Source organism: Hymenobacter sp. BT730 (assembly GCF_030542105.1).
Taxonomy (GTDB): domain Bacteria; phylum Bacteroidota; class Bacteroidia; order Cytophagales; family Hymenobacteraceae; genus Hymenobacter.
In genome coordinates this window covers 431,511-447,802 of record NZ_JAUOFB010000002.1, presented here as the reverse complement: position 1 = coordinate 447,802, position 16,292 = coordinate 431,511, and the positions used below count along the sequence as shown (strand labels likewise).

The window sequence follows — 16,292 nt, the reverse complement described above, 5'->3', positions numbered from 1 at the left end:
CTATGGCAGAACAGCCAGTAGCAGGGGCGCTAGGTAACAGCAAACACCCGGGCCAGCAGAACCGATACCGGGAACAAGGCCAGCACAATAAGCCCATACCACCAGCCGGCAAATCCGGCGGCCAGGGTAGCATCCAGCAGGATCAGGGCCATGATGCCTGCTTTCACCGCCAACCGAATATCCAGAGGCTTTAAGGAAGTAATGGCTTTAACCAGCGGCGGAAAAATCAGGTAGCTAAACAAGGCGAGAAAGGGCACAACATACAGGGCATGAATCTGCGGTAAGCGCATCAGCATCAGCACGCTGCCTATCACGAGACTGTATAATCCCAGTGACCCAAGCAGTATTTTTTTGTCGCCGCCATGCACCTCGCCTCTACTAATAGCCGTGATGGCCGCTATGTATACCACCGGCAATAACGCCAGGTACCAGTATGACTGTACCGCAGCGGGAACGGCACTAAGGCCGAGCAATAAATTGCCGCCCCGGCAGGCACCCATATTCAGCGGCCCCAGTATGGGTTGTTTTTTACCGTAGGCATCATACCCCAGGGCCAACAGGGCAACCAGAGTGGCAATCAGACCACTGGTATTGGAAACCTGAAAAGCAGCAGCTACCCCGCCTACCAATAATAGGATACCCAGCATTGTGGCGCTCAGGCGACTGGCGGCGCCGCTGGGAATAGGCCGCTCCGGTCGCTCCACCCGGTCCAGGTCGGCATCAAATACATCATTAAATACCACCCCGCCGCCATATAAGCCAATGGTAGCCACTATCAGCCAGAACAGCACGCGCAGTTGCGGATGCGGGCCAGCCACCGCACCTGGGAGCAGCAGCAGCTGCACGGAGCCCGACGCGGCAAAGCCAAACAGGATATCCGCAATGGCCGTGACAATATTGGCGGGCCGCATCAGAATGAGGTGGGCAAAAAACCGGTTCATGGCCAGTGCTGCTAGCGGATGATAGTGGGGTCTGCTTCAATTTTGGGAGTTTGTCCGCCCCGCAGAATCGAGTTGCCGGAGAATTTGAGGCTCTGGTCAATCACGTGGTCCGTAAGCCAGTCACTTTCCTGCATCTGCCCGCTTTGGCTAAAGGCCGCCAGCGCATTCTGATAGGTAACCAGCTGCACCGTTTCGGCAGGAATGCCGCGTTCCAGCATCAGTTGGGCAGTTTTGGGCACTGCCAGCGGGTCGCTGATGCCCCAGTCGGCCGCGCTGTTGATAAAAATGCGCTCCGGGCCATAGTGCTTCACAATTTCCGTCATCCGCTCGTTCCCCATCTTTGTATGCGGATAGATGGTGAAGGCTGCCCAGAATCCCCGGTCTAACACATCCTGCACGGTTTCTTCATTGTTGTGGTCAACAATAACCATGGAAGGATCCAGGCCGTGCTCCAGGGCTACTTCCATGCTGCGCAGGGTGCCTTTCTTTTTATCCCGATGCGGCGTATGTATCTGTACCGGTAGGTTTACTTCCTTGGCCAGTTGCAGCTGCAGCCGGTAGTATTTGTCCTCGGCCGCCGTCTGGTCGTCGTAGCCTATTTCGCCCACGCCCACTACGCCTTCTTTGCAAACGAACAACGGCAGTAGCTCCATCACCTCTTCGGCCAGGGCTTCGTTATTGGCTTCTTTAGAGTTCAGGCCAATGGTGCAGTAATGCTTTATCCCGAACTGACTAGCCCGAAACCGCTCGAAGCCAATCAGGTGACTGTAATAGTCCTGAAAAGTACCTACCTGCGTACGGGGCTGGCCCATCCAGAAAGCAGGTTCAATTACAGCCACCACACCAGCGTTCCGCATGGCTTCATAGTCATCGGTGGTGCGGGAGGTCATGTGCACGTGGGGGTCGATAAAGAACATAAAGCGGTGGTTTAGTTGGTGGAGGCTGCGGAATGGGTGTAAGCGTTTATAGCAGCGGGTCAGGCCGCGTAAGCCCTTTCACCGATACTTTGCCAGGTAAAGGCACCTTCCGTTATTGTTTTCTTTATTTCCGGGTGCTGGTTCAGCAGCTCCCGGGCTATCGGCAGGTCACTTTCTGTTAATGCTAATGCTGCCGCCTCCTTTTCTAGGGTATTTGCACTTTGCAGGAGCCGTTGAATATCCGGCATATAGTTTACTGTGAGATAAGGACTGACTAAGCGCCATACTTCCGGGGTAAGCGTGCGGCCGGCCGCCCACCGCTCATGTGCATAGTCTATCAGCATTTGGGCCAGTGCGGCATTGTGCCGTTGGTCCAGGCCATAAATCCGGTGTAGGGGCCGCACATTAAACACCGCCTTCAGAATCATCTGATTCCATGCTTCCGTGGGCAAAAAATCGTGCGGGTAAGGGTTGTTTAACGCAATAGCATCAAATACCTGCGTCATGGTGGTGCGCACCCCTTCGGCGGCACGCTTCACGTGGCTTTCCGGGTGGGGCAAAAGAGGCAATGCCGCGTAGAGCGTGGTTAATTCCGTAAGATCAGCCGTCGTGAAAAGCCGGTTTAAAATAGCAGTATAGTCCGTGGGGCTTTGGTGAGGAGCATGTAGCAGGAGCAACGTGCGCACCGCTTGGTCAGCAGTCCAGGATTCTGGGTTGAACCCCGAGCGCAACTGATTTGCCTGCGCTAGTTGCGGAGGAGCTACCTGTAAAAGGTGCTTGCCCACAAAGCGGGGCGCCCTGCTGAAAGCCAGGAAAAAATCCTTTTCCGTGTGCATAGCATCCAGCTGACTGGTCAGCCAAGCCAGGCCCGCAGATGGCAGTTGTGCTATCAATAGCGACTGGAAATAGGCTGTATAGCTATGTAAAGGCATGGCAGCTTAGACAAAATCAAACAATAGGTACCTATTCACTTACCAGTAAGCACTTTCCTCAAGCAGCGGCGTCAGACTTCAAATTCTATCTAAGAGATGTTAAGCAAACTGTAAAGCCACTTTATCAAAGTAATTATGGTGTTAGCCTAGTTCAATGCCATTATACTACAATAATTTATTATTTACATTATATCATTGTCAATAATTATTATTTGAAAATTTTAAACAATTTCATGCTTAAGCCAAATTACTGGCGGTATAGCATAGGCTATACCTGGCTTTAGAACAGGTGTGGCTTATTAGGGTGATGTAGGTGCAGGTAGCTCCAGAATGGCTTGCCTAAAGCCGACGCCTTATGCTGCCTACTAAGCGGAAAACTCCTCCCTGTCTTTTCTCCGCTACCCCGTCTCTGTCTTAGGTTTTTGGGCAGCCTTACCTGCACCCTATGCAAGAGCCATCAACATGCTTTTTCTGCAAGGCTACTTCTAAAAATTCTCCAACTTATTCTGTCCCGTGGCTATAACCTTATGGATATGATTCTCAGTATAAAAGCCTGAGATAAAACCACTACCCCCGTTATATGCAGCACGAATACAAACGCGCCCTGGCTGGCCAAATGGAAGAGGCCCTCCTCCCTATCATCATGGCTCATTTTCATCGGGCAAACCAGCCGGATGCCCGGCACCATATTATTGCTACAGAACATGCCAAGCAGGTGGTGCAGGAACTGGCCGGCAAGGTTGTACGACTCGCCATTCCGGCATGAGCGTCCGTTAAAAGACTCCGGCGCCTTCAATTTTTCAATAACCTCCCAACTCCCTTATAGCTGTAGTTTTCAGCATTAGAGGGAGTTGGGAGGTTTACTATTCTATACGGACGCCTCTCTTCTGCAACCCCGGGTACCAAGCACATCTAGCAGGTTTGTCCGTTTCGTGGTGCGGTTCGCGGCACATATACCTTTGGCCGGAACACAACTGAGCCCACTAAACCGCTTCAGCAGTTTAGAAATTATCTCCCTGCTGTACTTATGCTATCCTGCCCGGCGCTTTTCTTCTTCGGCCCCGCTGGTACGGCGGCGTGTGGGCGCTACTTTCTGGTTGCCAAATCGGTAGCTAAAGGTGGCCGTGACCACGCGGGTATCAAACCGCTGGTAAATGCGCTCCTGGTAATTATTATAGAGGGAAGTGGCCCGCGTTTTCTGGGTGTAAAACAGGTCAGCGGCGCTCAGCTTCAGGCTGCCTTTATTATCCAACAAGCTTTTGGAGATACCCGCTACCAGCTGCCCACGGGCCCGGATATCAAAAAAACCCTGCTGCTGTCGTGACTGCAGAGTACCGGTCAGGTCAGCGCCCCAGCCGTGGCCCAGCGTAAAGCTGTTATTTGTGGTGAAGTTGATGGTGGGTCGGCCTTTGTGGAGGGCGGTGCCGCCCAGCGTACCCTGATAGCTGGCATAGTACCCCACCAGCGTATTGTTGCTGCTCCACCATTTAAAAGGCTCAAAGGGGGCGCTAATGGTCAGCGTGTAAGTATCCAGCCGATCCAGATTCACGTCCTGCACGACCACAAAATTGCCGGGTCCCGCCACCGGCTGCACCGATCCGGCCAGGGGAAGACTGGTACGGGACCAGCCCAGCTCGGTGGTAAATTTTTCGCGGAAGGTGTGGCTCAGCTCCAGGTTATAGCTGGTTTGTGGGCGCAGGCCGGGGTTGCCGCTGCCGTAGGTGGTAGCATCAATGAAGATGCGGAAGGGATTGAGCTGGCCGTAAGTAGGCCGGTCAATGCGCCGGCTCAGGGACAGCGACACCTCATGCCGGGCACTGAGACGCCGGCGCAGTGCGGCGCTGGGGAAGAGCTGCGCGCAATGCCGCGGCGGAAAGGGGTTGTCGCCTACCTCCTGTTGGCCGGAGGAGGTGGTTTGCTCAGCCCGCACTCCGGCTGTAAGCGTAGTGGCTGGCGTAGTATGGGTGAGAGTCAGGTACCCTGCATTGACGTTCTCGCGGTAGCGGAAATGGTTGGTTTGATTCCGGTCGATGGTGGTCGTGTTGTCTTGGGTAAGGGTAAACAGCACGTTGTTATCGGAGCTGACCAGGCTGGTTTTGAAACCCGCTTCCAGCTTGGCTTGCTTGCTAAGCGGATGGGTATAGTCAGCTTTCACGGACTCGATAATCAGGGTGCCGCGCTGGTCGCCGTTGCGCGTGACTGGGGACTGAACCGGTAGGTCGTAGGTCGTAGCCAGAGTTTGCAGGCGGGTGTTGCGGAACTGGGCATAGTCGACATCCAGGGACAGCTCCCGGCGACCGAGCGAATCCACAAACTCGTGCTTGAAGTTGAAGTTGGCTGCTGCGTTAGGCGTGCGCACAGTGCGCAGATTAATGGCCTCATACTGGGCCGTGGGACGACCAGCGGCATCGGCCTGCACGGCGAAATTAGTGCCGTCCTGCGGTGAGTTGGCTGCCTGTCCATTCACGGCCAGGCCCACCGTGGTGCGCGGCGAGAGGTTGTAGTCCACCCCTGCTTTCCAGGTATGTACCAATTGCCGCACCCTGATATAGTTTTCCTGGTCGCTGTTGCCTACCACTTCCCCACTGCTGAGAAAGTCGCGGTGAATGGATAGAGCGTTGAAGGCCTCCCGGTCGGCGTAGCCATAAGTGCCAAACACGTTGGTTTTGCCGTGGCGGTGGTTTAGGGTCAGGCTGGTGTTGTACTTGTTATATCGGCCGCGGCCGTAGCTGGCGCTCAGGTTGCCGTTGGTGCCCTGGCGCTGGTCTTTTTTCAGATTGATGGCAATGATACCGGCTCCCCCCTGGGCATCGTACTTCGCCGGTGGGTTGGTAATGAGCTCAATGCTCTTGAGCTGATCTGCCGGCAGCGCCCGCAGGTAGTCGGCCAGTTCCGTGCCGCTCATGGGCTGGCGCTTGCCATCAATGAGCACCAGCAAGCCTGGGCGGCCCTTCAGGTTTAGAGCATCGCCAGAACCCACTGTTACGCCCGGGGAGCGGGTCAGGACCTCCAGCGTGGTGGCACCCGCCGAAAGCGGGTTGTCTTCCACGTGCACAATGGTCCGGTCAGCCTGCCGCTCAAACAACGGCTTGCGGGCCGTTACAGTCACTTCCTTCAGCGCTGTAGCGGCGTTGGCCCGCAACACCATGGCCGGCAGCGCCAGGCCGGCAGCCGGCAACTCAAACGGGGCACTCCAATACCGTTCAAACCCCACCTGCGCCACTGAGACACGGTAGCGCGCACCACTCAGGGCATCAATCTGGAAATGCCCCTGGGCATCACTGAACTCAGTTTTAACCACCGCCGAATCGGCGGCCTGGTGCAGGGTAATGGTGGCAAATTCTACCGGAGCCCCGGCCGCCGTGCCCACCTTACCCGTGAGCGGTGCCCGGATCTGGGCAATGGCGGGCATTACCAGCAGCCATACGAAGAGGAAAACAATGCAACGAAGCGTTGCCCAAGCGGGCACAGAGGGGGTAAAAAACAGCATAGAGTAAGAGAAGCGTCCGTCAACGACCAAGTTACCGGCCATACGTTGCATCACTAAGAGGCAGCCGGCCGCTACGACCCAAATTGTCTCCGCTGCTTGATTTCTGCTTACACATTACCAAGTGCTAAGCTTTAGCGTGTTCTGAAAACACAAACCCCGTTCCTGAAGCAGAAACGGGGTTTATTGCAGAGAGGATGGGATTCGAACCCACGATGAGCTTTAGACCCATACACACTTTCCAGGCGTGCTCCTTCAACCACTCGGACACCTCTCTGGATGCGGAAAGCGGTGGCAAAGTAACGCCCCTTTTTCGGGATACGCAAGCCCCGGGGCCGATTCCTGCCGAGTATTCCCTAGCCGAGCGAGATTTCGCCGCGTAAGTCGCGGGTGAGGCCGGCGGCGGTTTCGGCGGGCGTCAGGGGGTGGCCCAGCACGTACATCATCTTGGTAATGGCTGCTTCGGTGGTAATGTCGTCGCCGCCGATGACGCCCAGGTCGCGGAGGTGGGCGCTGGTTTCGTAGCGGCCCTGCTGCACGCGGCCTTCGTCGCACTGGCTAACGTTGAGGATGTGCAGGCCCCGGTCGATGGCATCGCGCAGAGCCTGGGTGAACCAGGGGGCAGTGGGGGCATTGCCGGAGCCATAGGTCTCCAGCACACAGCCGCGCAAGTCGGGTACTTCCAATGAAGCGCGCACTACCCGCTCGTTAATCCCAGGAAACATCTTCAGAATGCTTACCCGGTCATCAAACTGACGGTGAAAGAGTGTAGGGCCGGGCGGTATGGCTGTCCGGATGGCGGGCTCATTGTATTCCAGATCAATACCGGCGCGGGCCAATGGCGGGTAGTTCTCGCTTTTAAAGGCATTGAAGTGGCCACTTTCTACCTTCTTGGCACGGTTGCCACGCAGCAGAACATTGTGGAAGAAGATGCACACTTCCGGCACCCGCGCCCTGCCGGTTTGCGGGTCGAGGGCCGCGGCGAATTCCAGGGCAGTTAGTAGGTTTTTGCGGGCATCGGTGCGCACCTTACCTACGGGCAGCTGGGCGCCGGTGAAGATGACGGGCTTAGTGAGATTTTCAAGCAAAAAGCTCATGGCGGAGGCCGAATACGCCATGGTATCGGTGCCGTGCAAAATCACAAACCCATCATAGGCCTCGTAGCTCCGCTCAATAAGCGCTACCAACGTGAGCCAGTCGGAGGGGGCAATGTTGGAGGAGTCGATGGGATGCGCCAGGCTGTGGACCGTGAGGCGCACATTAAACTGGTGCAGCTCGGGCATCAGACGCAGCATACTACTGAACTCCATGGGCACCATCTCGCCGCGGCGGTTGTAAGCCATGCCAATGGTGCCGCCCGTGTAAATCAGCAGCAAAGAAGCCTCAGGCGCGGCCGGGGCGGCAATGTTAATATCCAGTAATTGGTTCAAAGGAACAGGAAAACAGGGCCGGACAAAGCCCGGCAGCGCGTGGGTGGTGGAAGTGGGAAAGCAGGTGGCAATTTGCGCCGGGTGGGTAGGCCCGGCGAATTGGCAAGCTAGGGCTTTGCCCACGCTTTTCCCACGCCGTCGTGCAACTTTTGCTAGAGGCTAAACAAGGCCTGTGCGTTGCGGGTGGTGGCCTCGGCTACTTCTTCCACTTCCCGGCCCAGCATTTCGGCTACGCGGCGGGCTATTAGCGGCAGGTAAGCGGGTTCGTTGCGCTTACCGCGGTGCGGCACCGGCGCCAGATACGGGCAGTCGGTTTCCAGCAGTAGATGCTCTAATTCCAGGCCTGGCAGCACCTGATCCAAGCCACCGTTTTTGAACGTAGCCACTCCCCCTATTCCCAGCTTGAAGCCCATTTTGATTACCCGCTCCGCCTCGGTTCGGGAGCCGGAAAAGCAGTGGAACACCCCCTGCAGGGTGCCGTCCTGGGCGGCTTCTACCAGCTCGGCAGTTTCCTGAAAGGCGTCGCGGGTGTGGAGTACGAGCGGAAGCTTGTGCTGCTTGGCCAACTGAATCTGCACCCGCAGGGCTTCCTGCTGCCAGCCTAAGGTGGTTTTGTCCCAATACAGATCAATGCCGCACTCCCCTACCGCCGCAAACGGCCGCTTGCCCAGCCATTCTTCCACCAGATACAGTTCCCGCTCAAAGTCTTTATTCACAGAGCACGGATGCAGGCCCATCATGGCAAAGCACAGCTGCGGAAAGCGGGCTTCGGTTTCCAGCATCACATCAATGCTGGTGTGATCAATGTTGGGCATGACGATGGTGCTCACGCTGGCCTCCAGGGCGCGGTGCAGCATATCGTCACGGTCGGTTTTAAACTGCTCGGAATAGACGTGGGCGTGCGAATCAGTGAGGTGCATAGTTTATGGTATCAAAAGCAGTAGTAAGCGAATTTGATTTTGCGAAGGTAGACGACGAGCAGACGAATCATGGACACGAAGCTATAAAGTGAAGAGTCAACTGCGCTCAGCATGACAAACCGATTAATACTTCCGTGTCGCCACACTTTATAGAGTCGATATCTCCCCTACTTATATTGGCGGCCTTTCCACTCAAACCGGATGGGCAGTAGCCGAAACAGCCCCAAGCTAACGGTAAGCCCCAGCGTGTAGAATTCGAACAACGGAAGCAGCCGTAAGGGAGCACGCCGACCAACCCGATGAAAACAGAGCGCCGCCAACACACCTTGTAAAAGCATTTTCGCGCCTAAAACTACCAGCGCGGCTAGGGGCCCAACCACCAAGGCCAGCACCAGCAGTGCCGGATAGAAACCGGCATACACCAACAAGCCAGCCTGCAACCACCATGGTAGGCCTTCTACCCCACGCAGCCAGCGGCGGCGCTGGTGCAGCAGTAGGCTGACGGATGGCATGGGTAGGGATTCGGCCAGCACTTCGGGCCTAAATACATTGCGGAAGCTGAAACCCTGCTGCAGCACGGCCTGGAAAAGCTCATAATCTTCTGTTACTGAAAATGGCAGCCGCTCGTAGCCGCCGGTGGCTTCGTAGGCGGTGCGGGTTATCAGCATGTTGTTACCCATAGCCGTAACCGGCCGACCTAAATCAGACACCACCTGTACTAATCCCAAAGACAGCAGCCAGTCCAGCCCCTGCAGCTGATCGAACAGGCGCGGACCTTCCACCAATGTGAGGCCGGTGACGGTGCCTACCCTGGGCTGCGCGTGTACCAACAACCCTGTTAGCCAGGAGGTGGGCACAGCTATGTCAGCATCGGTAATAAAGAAATATTCTGTGGTGGCGAGGCGGGCCAGGTGGGCCAGTACGTTGGCCTTGCCCAATGCCGTGCCCATGGTATCGGTGATAGGCACGCAGCGAAAGGTGCCCGCGTAGTCCTGCATAGCCCGCTCGGCCAGGGTGCGGGTGCGGTCTGAAGAAGCATCATCACCTACCAGCACTTCCACCAGTTCGGGTGGGTAGTGAAGCTGGCGAATATGGTGAAGGCAGCGGCCAATGGCGGCTTCTTCATTACGGGCGGCAATGAGGATGCTCACGCGTGGCAACGGGTTGGGCAACGGCTCCGGAGCCGGACTGCGGCGTAGCGCAAACAACAGCGTGGACACGCTCAGGATCAGAAACCAAACCGCCAGATACAGCGTGAGAGCCGTGACCATCAGCCCGAAATTATAAAGCGGCAAACTGATACCCCAACGCCGCAAAGTGGGCCAGGTAGCGCGGCAGTACATAGCGCAGGTTGCGGCTGGCTTTCAGGCTGTCGTGAAACACCACAATAGAGCCGGGCTTGGTTAGGCTGATGGACGTGTTTAAGCACTCCTCGGAATCGTATGTGGCGTCGTAGTCGCAGGTGAGGACGTCCCACATAACCAGCTGGTGGGTGGCGTGCAAGTGGCGGGCCAGCGGGATGGTAATGCGGCCATAGGGCGGGCGCAGCAAAGGCCGGGCCTCGGGGGCAGGCAGCACAGCATCCAGGGCCTGCTGGCAGCGCGTTACATCAGCCAAATACTCGAGGCGGGAGGCGGTCCAGCCGCTGAGGTGGTGGAAGGTATGATTGGCCAGACGGTGGCCGGCGGCCAGCACCTGGCGGGCAATATCGGGGTGGCGCACCAGGTTTTCGCCTACGCAAAAAAAGGTACCCTGCGCGTTAAAAAGGGTCAGCTGCTCCAGTACAAAGGGCGTTTCTTCGGGAATGGGGCCGTCGTCAAAGGTCAGATACAGCACCTTTTCTCCGCCTACCGGCATCTCCCAGAGCGCTTCCGGCAACAGGCGGCGCATAGGGGCTGGCATTCGGTGTAAACGCATGATTTTCGAGTTCTGAAAGCTGAATTACGATATCAAACAACGTTTGACAGGACGAAGATACTGCAGGCTGGGCTATGGAACCGTTTTGCTTTCGCTCTACCGTTGCCCGATCAATGCGAGATTCTTCTCATTATTTACTTATTGGTCACCTCCAGCAATATCTGCCAGAGCGTATTGGCACTTTGGTCCCAGGAAAACCGCTTGGTATTTTGATGCCCCAAACATATTAGCTCCTGACGGCGGGTGGCGGAGTTATGTACCAACTCCAGGCCATCGGCAATGGATTCTACCGAAAATGGATCTACCAGTTGGGCAGCGCCGCCGGCTACCTCGGGCAATGAGCTGCAGTTGGACGTAATAACCGGGCAGCCACAGGCCTGGGCTTCGATGATAGGAATGCCGAAGCCTTCGAAATAAGGCACGTAAGTGGTGGCCAGAGCAGCAGCATAGAGCTGCACCAATTCGGCATCAGTGACGCGGCCGGTAAGGTGCACGTCGCGGCGGTACTGTAACTCGCGGTATACCTCGAAAATAGGCCCGGCCTGCCAAGCGGTACGGCCTACAATAAGGAGCTTGGCGGAGGAGCCGGTGCGCGCCTTAAACTCATCAAAAGCCTGCAGCAGATTCACCAAATTCTTGCGCGGCTGCAGGGCACCTACAAACAGGAAGTAGGGTTTACCCGCGCTAAACCGGTCCCGCGTATCCTGTTGATCCTGGGGTAATTGGGGCTGAAAATGGTCGTCGGCAGCATTATATACTACCCGGATGCGGTCAGTGGGTACCTGGTAGGTATGGATGAGGTCCTGACGGGTAGCTTCGGATACGGCTACCACCCGAGCGGAGGCCCGGGCAAAGCGCGGCGCAAAGTAGTGGTAATACCACCTTTGCAGGGGGGCTACATCTTGCGGAAAGTGCTCGAAAGCGAGGTCGTGAATAACCGTAATGCGGGGCACGCTGGTATTCAGTGTGGTATAGCCATCGGGGCTGAGCAATACAGCCGGGCGGAAGCGCAACAGCCACGCTGCTACGGCTACTTCAAACCACAGCACATATAGAAACGGATGCCGGGCCGGTGGGTAGAGCACATGCGGCACCACGTTGGGGCCAAACAGGTAACGCTTATCATAGTCCCGATCAAACAGAAAATGAAACGTGTGTTCGGGATGTTGCCGTACCAGCCGCTGCAGCGTTTCAAAAGTAAAACGCCCGATGCCTTCCAGCTTGTCGCCGGGCAGCAGGAAACGGGTGTTGACGGCAATGTGCACGAGCGGGAAGGATTGGGGAGTGAAAGAGCGGCAAAATAGACAATCAGCCGCTCACGCAGGTATGCCGGCCGTTAGCGGTACCCTACCGGGAAGCTCAGCGGCGCAAAAGGGCGCGTATCTCCCCTACTTTCACTATTTGGAGCAGCAGCAGAATAAGGCCGAAGGCCAACCCCGCACCAATGGATTCTAATAACCACTGTTGCAGCCACATCTGCAGCCCATACCAGGTTGCGCACAGTAAGCCAAAAGCCAGCGCCAAACGGCCCAGCAACGCCCATGGAATAGCAACCCGGGCCCGCCCCCGCACTAAAAACAGGTAGCCAATCGACACAAACAATGCGCACCAAAGCGTATTAAGCGCGGCCGCGGTTGCCCCAAAACGAGGTAGCAGCAACACATTCAGACCCACATTCAGCACAATACTGCCGGCTACCAGGGCACTTACGGCACGCTCCTGGTTGCTGCTGGTGAGCAGTGTACTGTAGATGGCAAAAAAAGCGTGCACCAGTACGTTCACAAACAGCACTTTCAGGCAGAAAGCCATGTGTGCTATTTCGGCGGCAGAGCTGTGCGTGAACTGCCAAAACAGCACTTCTCCCCGGAACAAAACAAAGGCACATACAAAAAGCATGGGCACCGTAACAATGCGCTGCCCAAACCATAGTAGCTGACGCTGCTCCAAGGGGCGCGCGCTGGCATAGGCAAACTTGGCAAAAAACAGCGGCAGCACCGTCCAGAGGTACATCATCACGGCATCTACCCAGCGGTAGGCGCCGGCGTAGTAGCCAGCTTCCTGCGGCGAAGCCAGCCGCTCCAGCATCACCATATCAATCCGCTCGTTCAGGCCATACAGCAGCGTAATAAGGGCGAACGGCAGGCTTTGCTTCAGTACCGAGCGGGCCTGCTGCCAGCGCAGCCGGTAGCGCTGCCACCCAAACAGCCTCGATACCAATATATAGAGTACTATAAAGGTGAGCAGCGTGGCCACCGCCCGGGCACTGATATAGCTATCCAGGGTAAGGCCGACTGGCAGCAGCAGTAGCACTAGTGCCAGCAGCAGCACTTTCTCCAGCACCGAGAGCAGGGCGTCGGTATTAAAGCGTTGGCTGGCCTGCAACGTACCGCGCAAAAACTGCGTGTATTGCATCAGCAGCAACCCGGCACCGGTTAGCGCCAGGAGGGTGAGCGTATGCCCGCGGTAGCCCAGCACAAAACCGGTGGCGACAATAAGCCCCAGGAAACCTAGGGAAAGCCAGCCTTTCAGGGGCAGAATGGTGGGGAAATACTCCGGCAGAAATGTAGAATCGGCGGCCACCCGCTTGGTGGCGTGCTGCGTCATACCCAGATCAGAAACCGAGGCAAAGATGAGTGTAAGCGCATACAGGGCGGTAAATGTACCAAAGGCCGCGTGCCCCAGGCGGTCCTGCACCAGGTTTTCCACCACAACCCAGCCGGGTTTTACCAACAGGTTGAGCAGCACGACGAAGCTGATATTTCCTAAAAATTTTTTGATGCGACTGTCGGCTGAGTGGATGGCAAAAATACGATTGGCACCGAACAATGTGTATTTTTCGGCCCTATACGATTCTTCTGCTATTTTTCCGCAGCAGCCGGCCCAGCGCTTTTCTGCCCACGAAATGCTATTCCCTGTCCTGGCCGGATAAATGCGGCCTTTGCTACCCGATAATTGTATTTTTGTCTCTATGCCCGATTCTTCCTATTCGCTTCTGCATTTATGGCCGCTGCTCAGCCGTTGGAAAAAGCCCGTTTTGCGGGCTCTGCTCCTTACGCTGATAGTGAGCACCATAGTGGCTTTTCTACTACCCAATCAATATAAGTCGACGGCTGTATTTTACCCCACTGCCCCACAAAGCACTGACCCCGACCAGATTGTAGCTGAAGGCGCCAAGCTGGAACCCGGGGGAACGGCCGCCGACCTGGACCGCATCATCACCATTGGCACCTCCCTGCCTGTGGCCGAGCAGGTAGTGCGTAAGTTTGATCTGCAGCATCATTATGATCTGGGCGATACCAACACCGACAAGGTGCACCAGGCCGTACTGGATGAGTTCAGCAGCAACCTGCGCATTATTCCGTCGGAGCGCGACGCCATTGAGCTGACTTTTATTGATGAGGATAAATTTCTGGCCGCTAACGTGGCTAACACGCTGGTGCAGATTATTGACAGCATCAACCAGCAGCTGACCACTGAGAACCGCCGCAAAGTGCTGGCACTTTACCATTCCCGGTACGCTTTTCTCAAAACGCAATACCAACTCACCCGTGACAGTCTGGTGAACACCCGCCAGCGCTACGGGGTATTTGGCATGGATCGGGAGTCGCGCTATTTGGCTAAGGAAGTGGTGGAAACCGAAACGGAGCTGCAACGGGCCGAAGGCGAAGTAGCGGCTGGCGGCGGCTCTGCTGCCCGCGTGGCCGGCCTGCGCCGCGCCCTGCGCAACCTCACCACGGCTGAAGGCGGCAACCGCATCAACCTGGAAAACTACCTGACAGCCGCCGACGATGTTAGCACGCTTTACGCGCGTTTTCTGAACCTGCAGGAGCGCCTGGTGAAAGCCCGGGGTGCCTACGAAGACACCGAAGTCAGCCTGCGGAATAAGATTTCCTCCATTTATACCGTGCAAAAGGCTTACCCCGCACTGCGCAAGTCTCAGCCCATCCGGTGGCTGATTGTGGTGGGCTCCGTCACGGTTATGTTTGTGCTATCCGTCATTGTAGTGAGTCTGCTGGAACTGAGCCGGACGCAACTGCCGGTATTTAGCGCCCGCCGTGAGCGGGAATACGCTGAATGAACCGCCTGACGCTGCCTGTGGCGTGGCGGCGGCGCCTCCCGGCTGATGCCCTAACGTGGCTTTACTCGGCTTTTGTGCTACTGTTGCTGGTATGCGGCAGCATAGCGCTGCTGGCCGATGTGCTGTGGTGGTGGCTGGTGCCTCTGGCGGTGCCGGCCGTGGTAGCGCTGCTGCAAGACTGGCGCTGGGCTTACTATCTGCTCCTGTTTTCCCTAGCGTTTTCGCATGAAATCAACCTCCCCAGCGGGCTAAGCACCGATATTCCCTCGGAGCCCCTGATGCTGGTGGTGACGGGGTGTTGCCTGGCGGCCCTCATAACCGGCTCCGTCCGCCTGCCAGCACGCCTGCTCCGCCACCCCCTGGTACTGCTGGTATTTCTGGCCTGGCTGTGGGCAGCCGCCTGCACCCTGGTTTCGGTAGATGTACTGAAGTCAGTGAAATACCTGCTGGCCAAAACCTGGTACCTTCTACCGTTTGGGCTAGTCACGTGGCTGGTTGTGCGGCGCCCCGCCCACGTATGGCGCGTAGCGGGTTGTTATGCCTTCGGGGTTTTTATCTCCACGCTGTATACCGTGGTACGCCACGCCAGCCACGGCTTCTCCTTCGATACCATTCATCAAGCTGTTCAGCCGTTTTTTCGCAACCACGTGATTTACGCGGCCACCCTGGCCCTGCTGATTCCCTACGTCTGGTATGCGGCCCGGGCAGCCGAAACACGCTGGGCCCGCCGCCTGTGGCTGGCCGCATTCGGGCTGTTTCTCTTTGGCGTGTTTACCTCTTTTACCCGGGCTTCTATTCTGGCCGTGGTACTCTCCGGAGGCTTTTATTGCGTTATCCGCTGGCGGCTCACCCGCCTTGTACTTATCGGCTCGGCCATGGCCACACTTATTGCCGTGGGCTACTTTGTGCAGCAGAACAAGTACCTATTGTATGCGCCGGATTATGAGAAAACCGTTTTCTACGGCGACAACTTCGAAAAGCATCTGGAAGCTACTTACAAGCTGGAAGACGTCTCGGGCATGGAGCGACTGTACCGATGGGTAGCGGCAGCCCGTATGTTTCATGATAAACCCATTACGGGCACCGGGCCCAGCACTTTCTACCCTGAGTATAAGCACTACACCGTCAAGAGCTTCCGCACGTACGTGAGCGACAACCCGGAGCACTCCACCACTCACAATTATTTTCTGCTGCTGCTGGCAGAACAGGGGTTACCTGGCCTACTGCTTTTTGTGCTGCTATTGAGCACAGCGCTGCTGCTTATTGAGCGACTATATCATCAGACTCGCCTCCCCAGCTTGCGCTATGTAGTATTGGCCGCAGGGTTGTCGTTTTATATCATTGTGTTTCACCTACTCCTGAATGAGCTGGTGGAAGTAGATAAAATCGGCTCTTTCTTCTTTATAGCCCTCGTTATTCTGATTCGAGTGCAGGAGTGGGTTTCTTACCCTGAGGCAGCTCTCCCAATAGATAGTCCTTCTCCACGCGCCTGACGCGGCTATAATTCTCTGGGCTTTCTGCGGGCCTTCCTTGAAGGTGCTTGTTAGCGGTAAAAAATATTGTAGAGAATCCACAGCGCGGCAATTACGGCCATGGCGTACCACCCCCATTTAGCGTAATTATCAGAGGGAGTTTTGCGGGGCGGACGATTGAGGCCAGGGAGTTTCATA

The 16,292-nt window shown here is 56.4% G+C and carries 14 protein-coding genes and 1 tRNA gene; 3 read left to right on the top strand and 12 right to left on the bottom strand.

Translation table 11 applies throughout. The features are described 5' to 3' along the window. Positions 1-29: 29 nt before the first annotated feature. Genes eboC through Q4G72_RS08790 form a run of 3 tightly spaced genes read right to left on the bottom strand, consistent with a single transcriptional unit; the run spans position 30 to position 2,790 of the window. A complete protein-coding gene (gene eboC / locus Q4G72_RS08800; RefSeq protein ID WP_303311049.1) occupies positions 30-941 on the bottom strand; it encodes a UbiA-like protein EboC in 912 nt (303 codons plus the stop codon). A gap of 11 nt (positions 942-952) precedes the next feature. Beyond that, positions 953-1,858 carry a TatD family hydrolase gene (locus Q4G72_RS08795; protein WP_303311048.1) on the bottom strand — a complete coding sequence of 302 codons (906 nt, stop codon included), beginning with the start codon at positions 1,856-1,858 and terminating at the stop codon, positions 953-955. Between the two features lie 59 nt (positions 1,859-1,917). Next, a complete protein-coding gene (locus Q4G72_RS08790) occupies positions 1,918-2,790 on the bottom strand; it encodes an EboA domain-containing protein (RefSeq protein WP_303311047.1) in 873 nt (290 codons plus the stop codon). 580 nt (positions 2,791-3,370) lie between these two features. Between Q4G72_RS08790 and Q4G72_RS08785 the strand changes: the two genes are divergently transcribed. Beyond that, complete coding sequence (locus tag Q4G72_RS08785; protein WP_303311046.1) at positions 3,371-3,556, top strand: hypothetical protein; 186 nt, start codon at positions 3,371-3,373, stop codon at positions 3,554-3,556. A gap of 264 nt (positions 3,557-3,820) precedes the next feature. Here Q4G72_RS08785 and Q4G72_RS08780 read toward each other — a convergent pair whose 3' ends face one another. The 8 genes from Q4G72_RS08780 to Q4G72_RS08745 all read right to left on the bottom strand — a co-directional run bounded on the left by Q4G72_RS08780 (position 3,821) and on the right by Q4G72_RS08745 (position 13,370). Beyond that, entirely contained in the window at positions 3,821-6,280 is a 2,460-nt protein-coding gene (locus Q4G72_RS08780; RefSeq protein WP_303311045.1) for a TonB-dependent receptor domain-containing protein, read from the bottom strand. Between the two features lie 186 nt (positions 6,281-6,466). Then, positions 6,467-6,554 (bottom strand) — tRNA-Ser (locus Q4G72_RS08775). Between the two features lie 79 nt (positions 6,555-6,633). After that, positions 6,634-7,707 (bottom strand): asparaginase, encoded by a 1,074-nt coding sequence (locus tag Q4G72_RS08770; protein ID WP_303311044.1) that lies wholly within the window; start codon positions 7,705-7,707, stop codon positions 6,634-6,636. 152 nt (positions 7,708-7,859) lie between these two features. Continuing rightward, complete coding sequence (locus Q4G72_RS08765; protein WP_303311043.1) at positions 7,860-8,627, bottom strand: TatD family hydrolase; 768 nt, start codon at positions 8,625-8,627, stop codon at positions 7,860-7,862. Between the two features lie 167 nt (positions 8,628-8,794). Further along, complete coding sequence (locus Q4G72_RS08760; protein WP_303311042.1) at positions 8,795-9,970, bottom strand: glycosyltransferase; 1,176 nt, start codon at positions 9,968-9,970, stop codon at positions 8,795-8,797. Further along, entirely contained in the window at positions 9,909-10,544 is a 636-nt protein-coding gene (locus Q4G72_RS08755; RefSeq protein WP_303311041.1) for a polysaccharide deacetylase family protein, read from the bottom strand. Before Q4G72_RS08755 ends, Q4G72_RS08760 begins: the two co-directional genes overlap by 62 nt. Before the next feature lie 134 nt (positions 10,545-10,678). Then, positions 10,679-11,809, bottom strand: a complete 1,131-nt coding sequence (locus tag Q4G72_RS08750; RefSeq protein ID WP_303311040.1) for a glycosyltransferase family 4 protein — start codon at positions 11,807-11,809, stop codon at positions 10,679-10,681. Positions 11,810-11,903: 94 nt separating this feature from the next. Then, positions 11,904-13,370 (bottom strand): oligosaccharide flippase family protein, encoded by a 1,467-nt coding sequence (locus Q4G72_RS08745; RefSeq protein WP_303311039.1) that lies wholly within the window; start codon positions 13,368-13,370, stop codon positions 11,904-11,906. Positions 13,371-13,512: 142 nt separating this feature from the next. Here Q4G72_RS08745 and Q4G72_RS08740 point away from each other — a divergent pair, with 142 nt between their 5' ends. Beyond that, on the top strand, positions 13,513-14,622 hold the full coding sequence (locus Q4G72_RS08740) for a GumC domain-containing protein (protein WP_303311038.1): 1,110 nt from the start codon (positions 13,513-13,515) through the stop codon (positions 14,620-14,622). Further along, entirely contained in the window at positions 14,619-16,115 is a 1,497-nt protein-coding gene (locus Q4G72_RS08735; protein WP_303311037.1) for an O-antigen ligase family protein, read from the top strand. The genes Q4G72_RS08740 and Q4G72_RS08735 overlap by 4 nt, the downstream gene beginning before the upstream one ends. 50 nt (positions 16,116-16,165) lie before the next feature. Here the strand turns inward: Q4G72_RS08735 and Q4G72_RS08730 are convergent, their stop codons facing one another. Beyond that, entirely contained in the window at positions 16,166-16,291 is a 126-nt protein-coding gene (locus Q4G72_RS08730; RefSeq protein ID WP_303311036.1) for a hypothetical protein, read from the bottom strand. Position 16,292 lies beyond the last annotated feature (1 nt).

Bases quoted from the DNA above. Each gene is read 5' to 3' on its own strand.
- eboC (WP_303311049.1), bottom strand. From the start codon at position 941: ATGAACCGGTTTTTTGCCCACCTCATTCTGATGCGGCCCGCCAATATT.
- Q4G72_RS08795 (WP_303311048.1), bottom strand. From the start codon at position 1,858: ATGTTCTTTATCGACCCCCACGTGCACATGACCTCCCGCACCACCGAT.
- Q4G72_RS08790 (WP_303311047.1), bottom strand. From the start codon at position 2,790: ATGCCTTTACATAGCTATACAGCCTATTTCCAGTCGCTATTGATAGCA.
- Q4G72_RS08785 (WP_303311046.1), top strand. From the start codon at position 3,371: ATGCAGCACGAATACAAACGCGCCCTGGCTGGCCAAATGGAAGAGGCC.
- Q4G72_RS08780 (WP_303311045.1), bottom strand. From the start codon at position 6,280: ATGCTGTTTTTTACCCCCTCTGTGCCCGCTTGGGCAACGCTTCGTTGC.
- Q4G72_RS08765 (WP_303311043.1), bottom strand. From the start codon at position 8,627: ATGCACCTCACTGATTCGCACGCCCACGTCTATTCCGAGCAGTTTAAA.
- Q4G72_RS08760 (WP_303311042.1), bottom strand. From the start codon at position 9,970: ATGTACTGCCGCGCTACCTGGCCCACTTTGCGGCGTTGGGGTATCAGT.
- Q4G72_RS08755 (WP_303311041.1), bottom strand. From the start codon at position 10,544: ATGCGTTTACACCGAATGCCAGCCCCTATGCGCCGCCTGTTGCCGGAA.
- Q4G72_RS08740 (WP_303311038.1), top strand. From the start codon at position 13,513: ATGCCCGATTCTTCCTATTCGCTTCTGCATTTATGGCCGCTGCTCAGC.
- Q4G72_RS08735 (WP_303311037.1), top strand. From the start codon at position 14,619: ATGAACCGCCTGACGCTGCCTGTGGCGTGGCGGCGGCGCCTCCCGGCT.
- Q4G72_RS08730 (WP_303311036.1), bottom strand. From the start codon at position 16,291: ATGAAACTCCCTGGCCTCAATCGTCCGCCCCGCAAAACTCCCTCTGAT.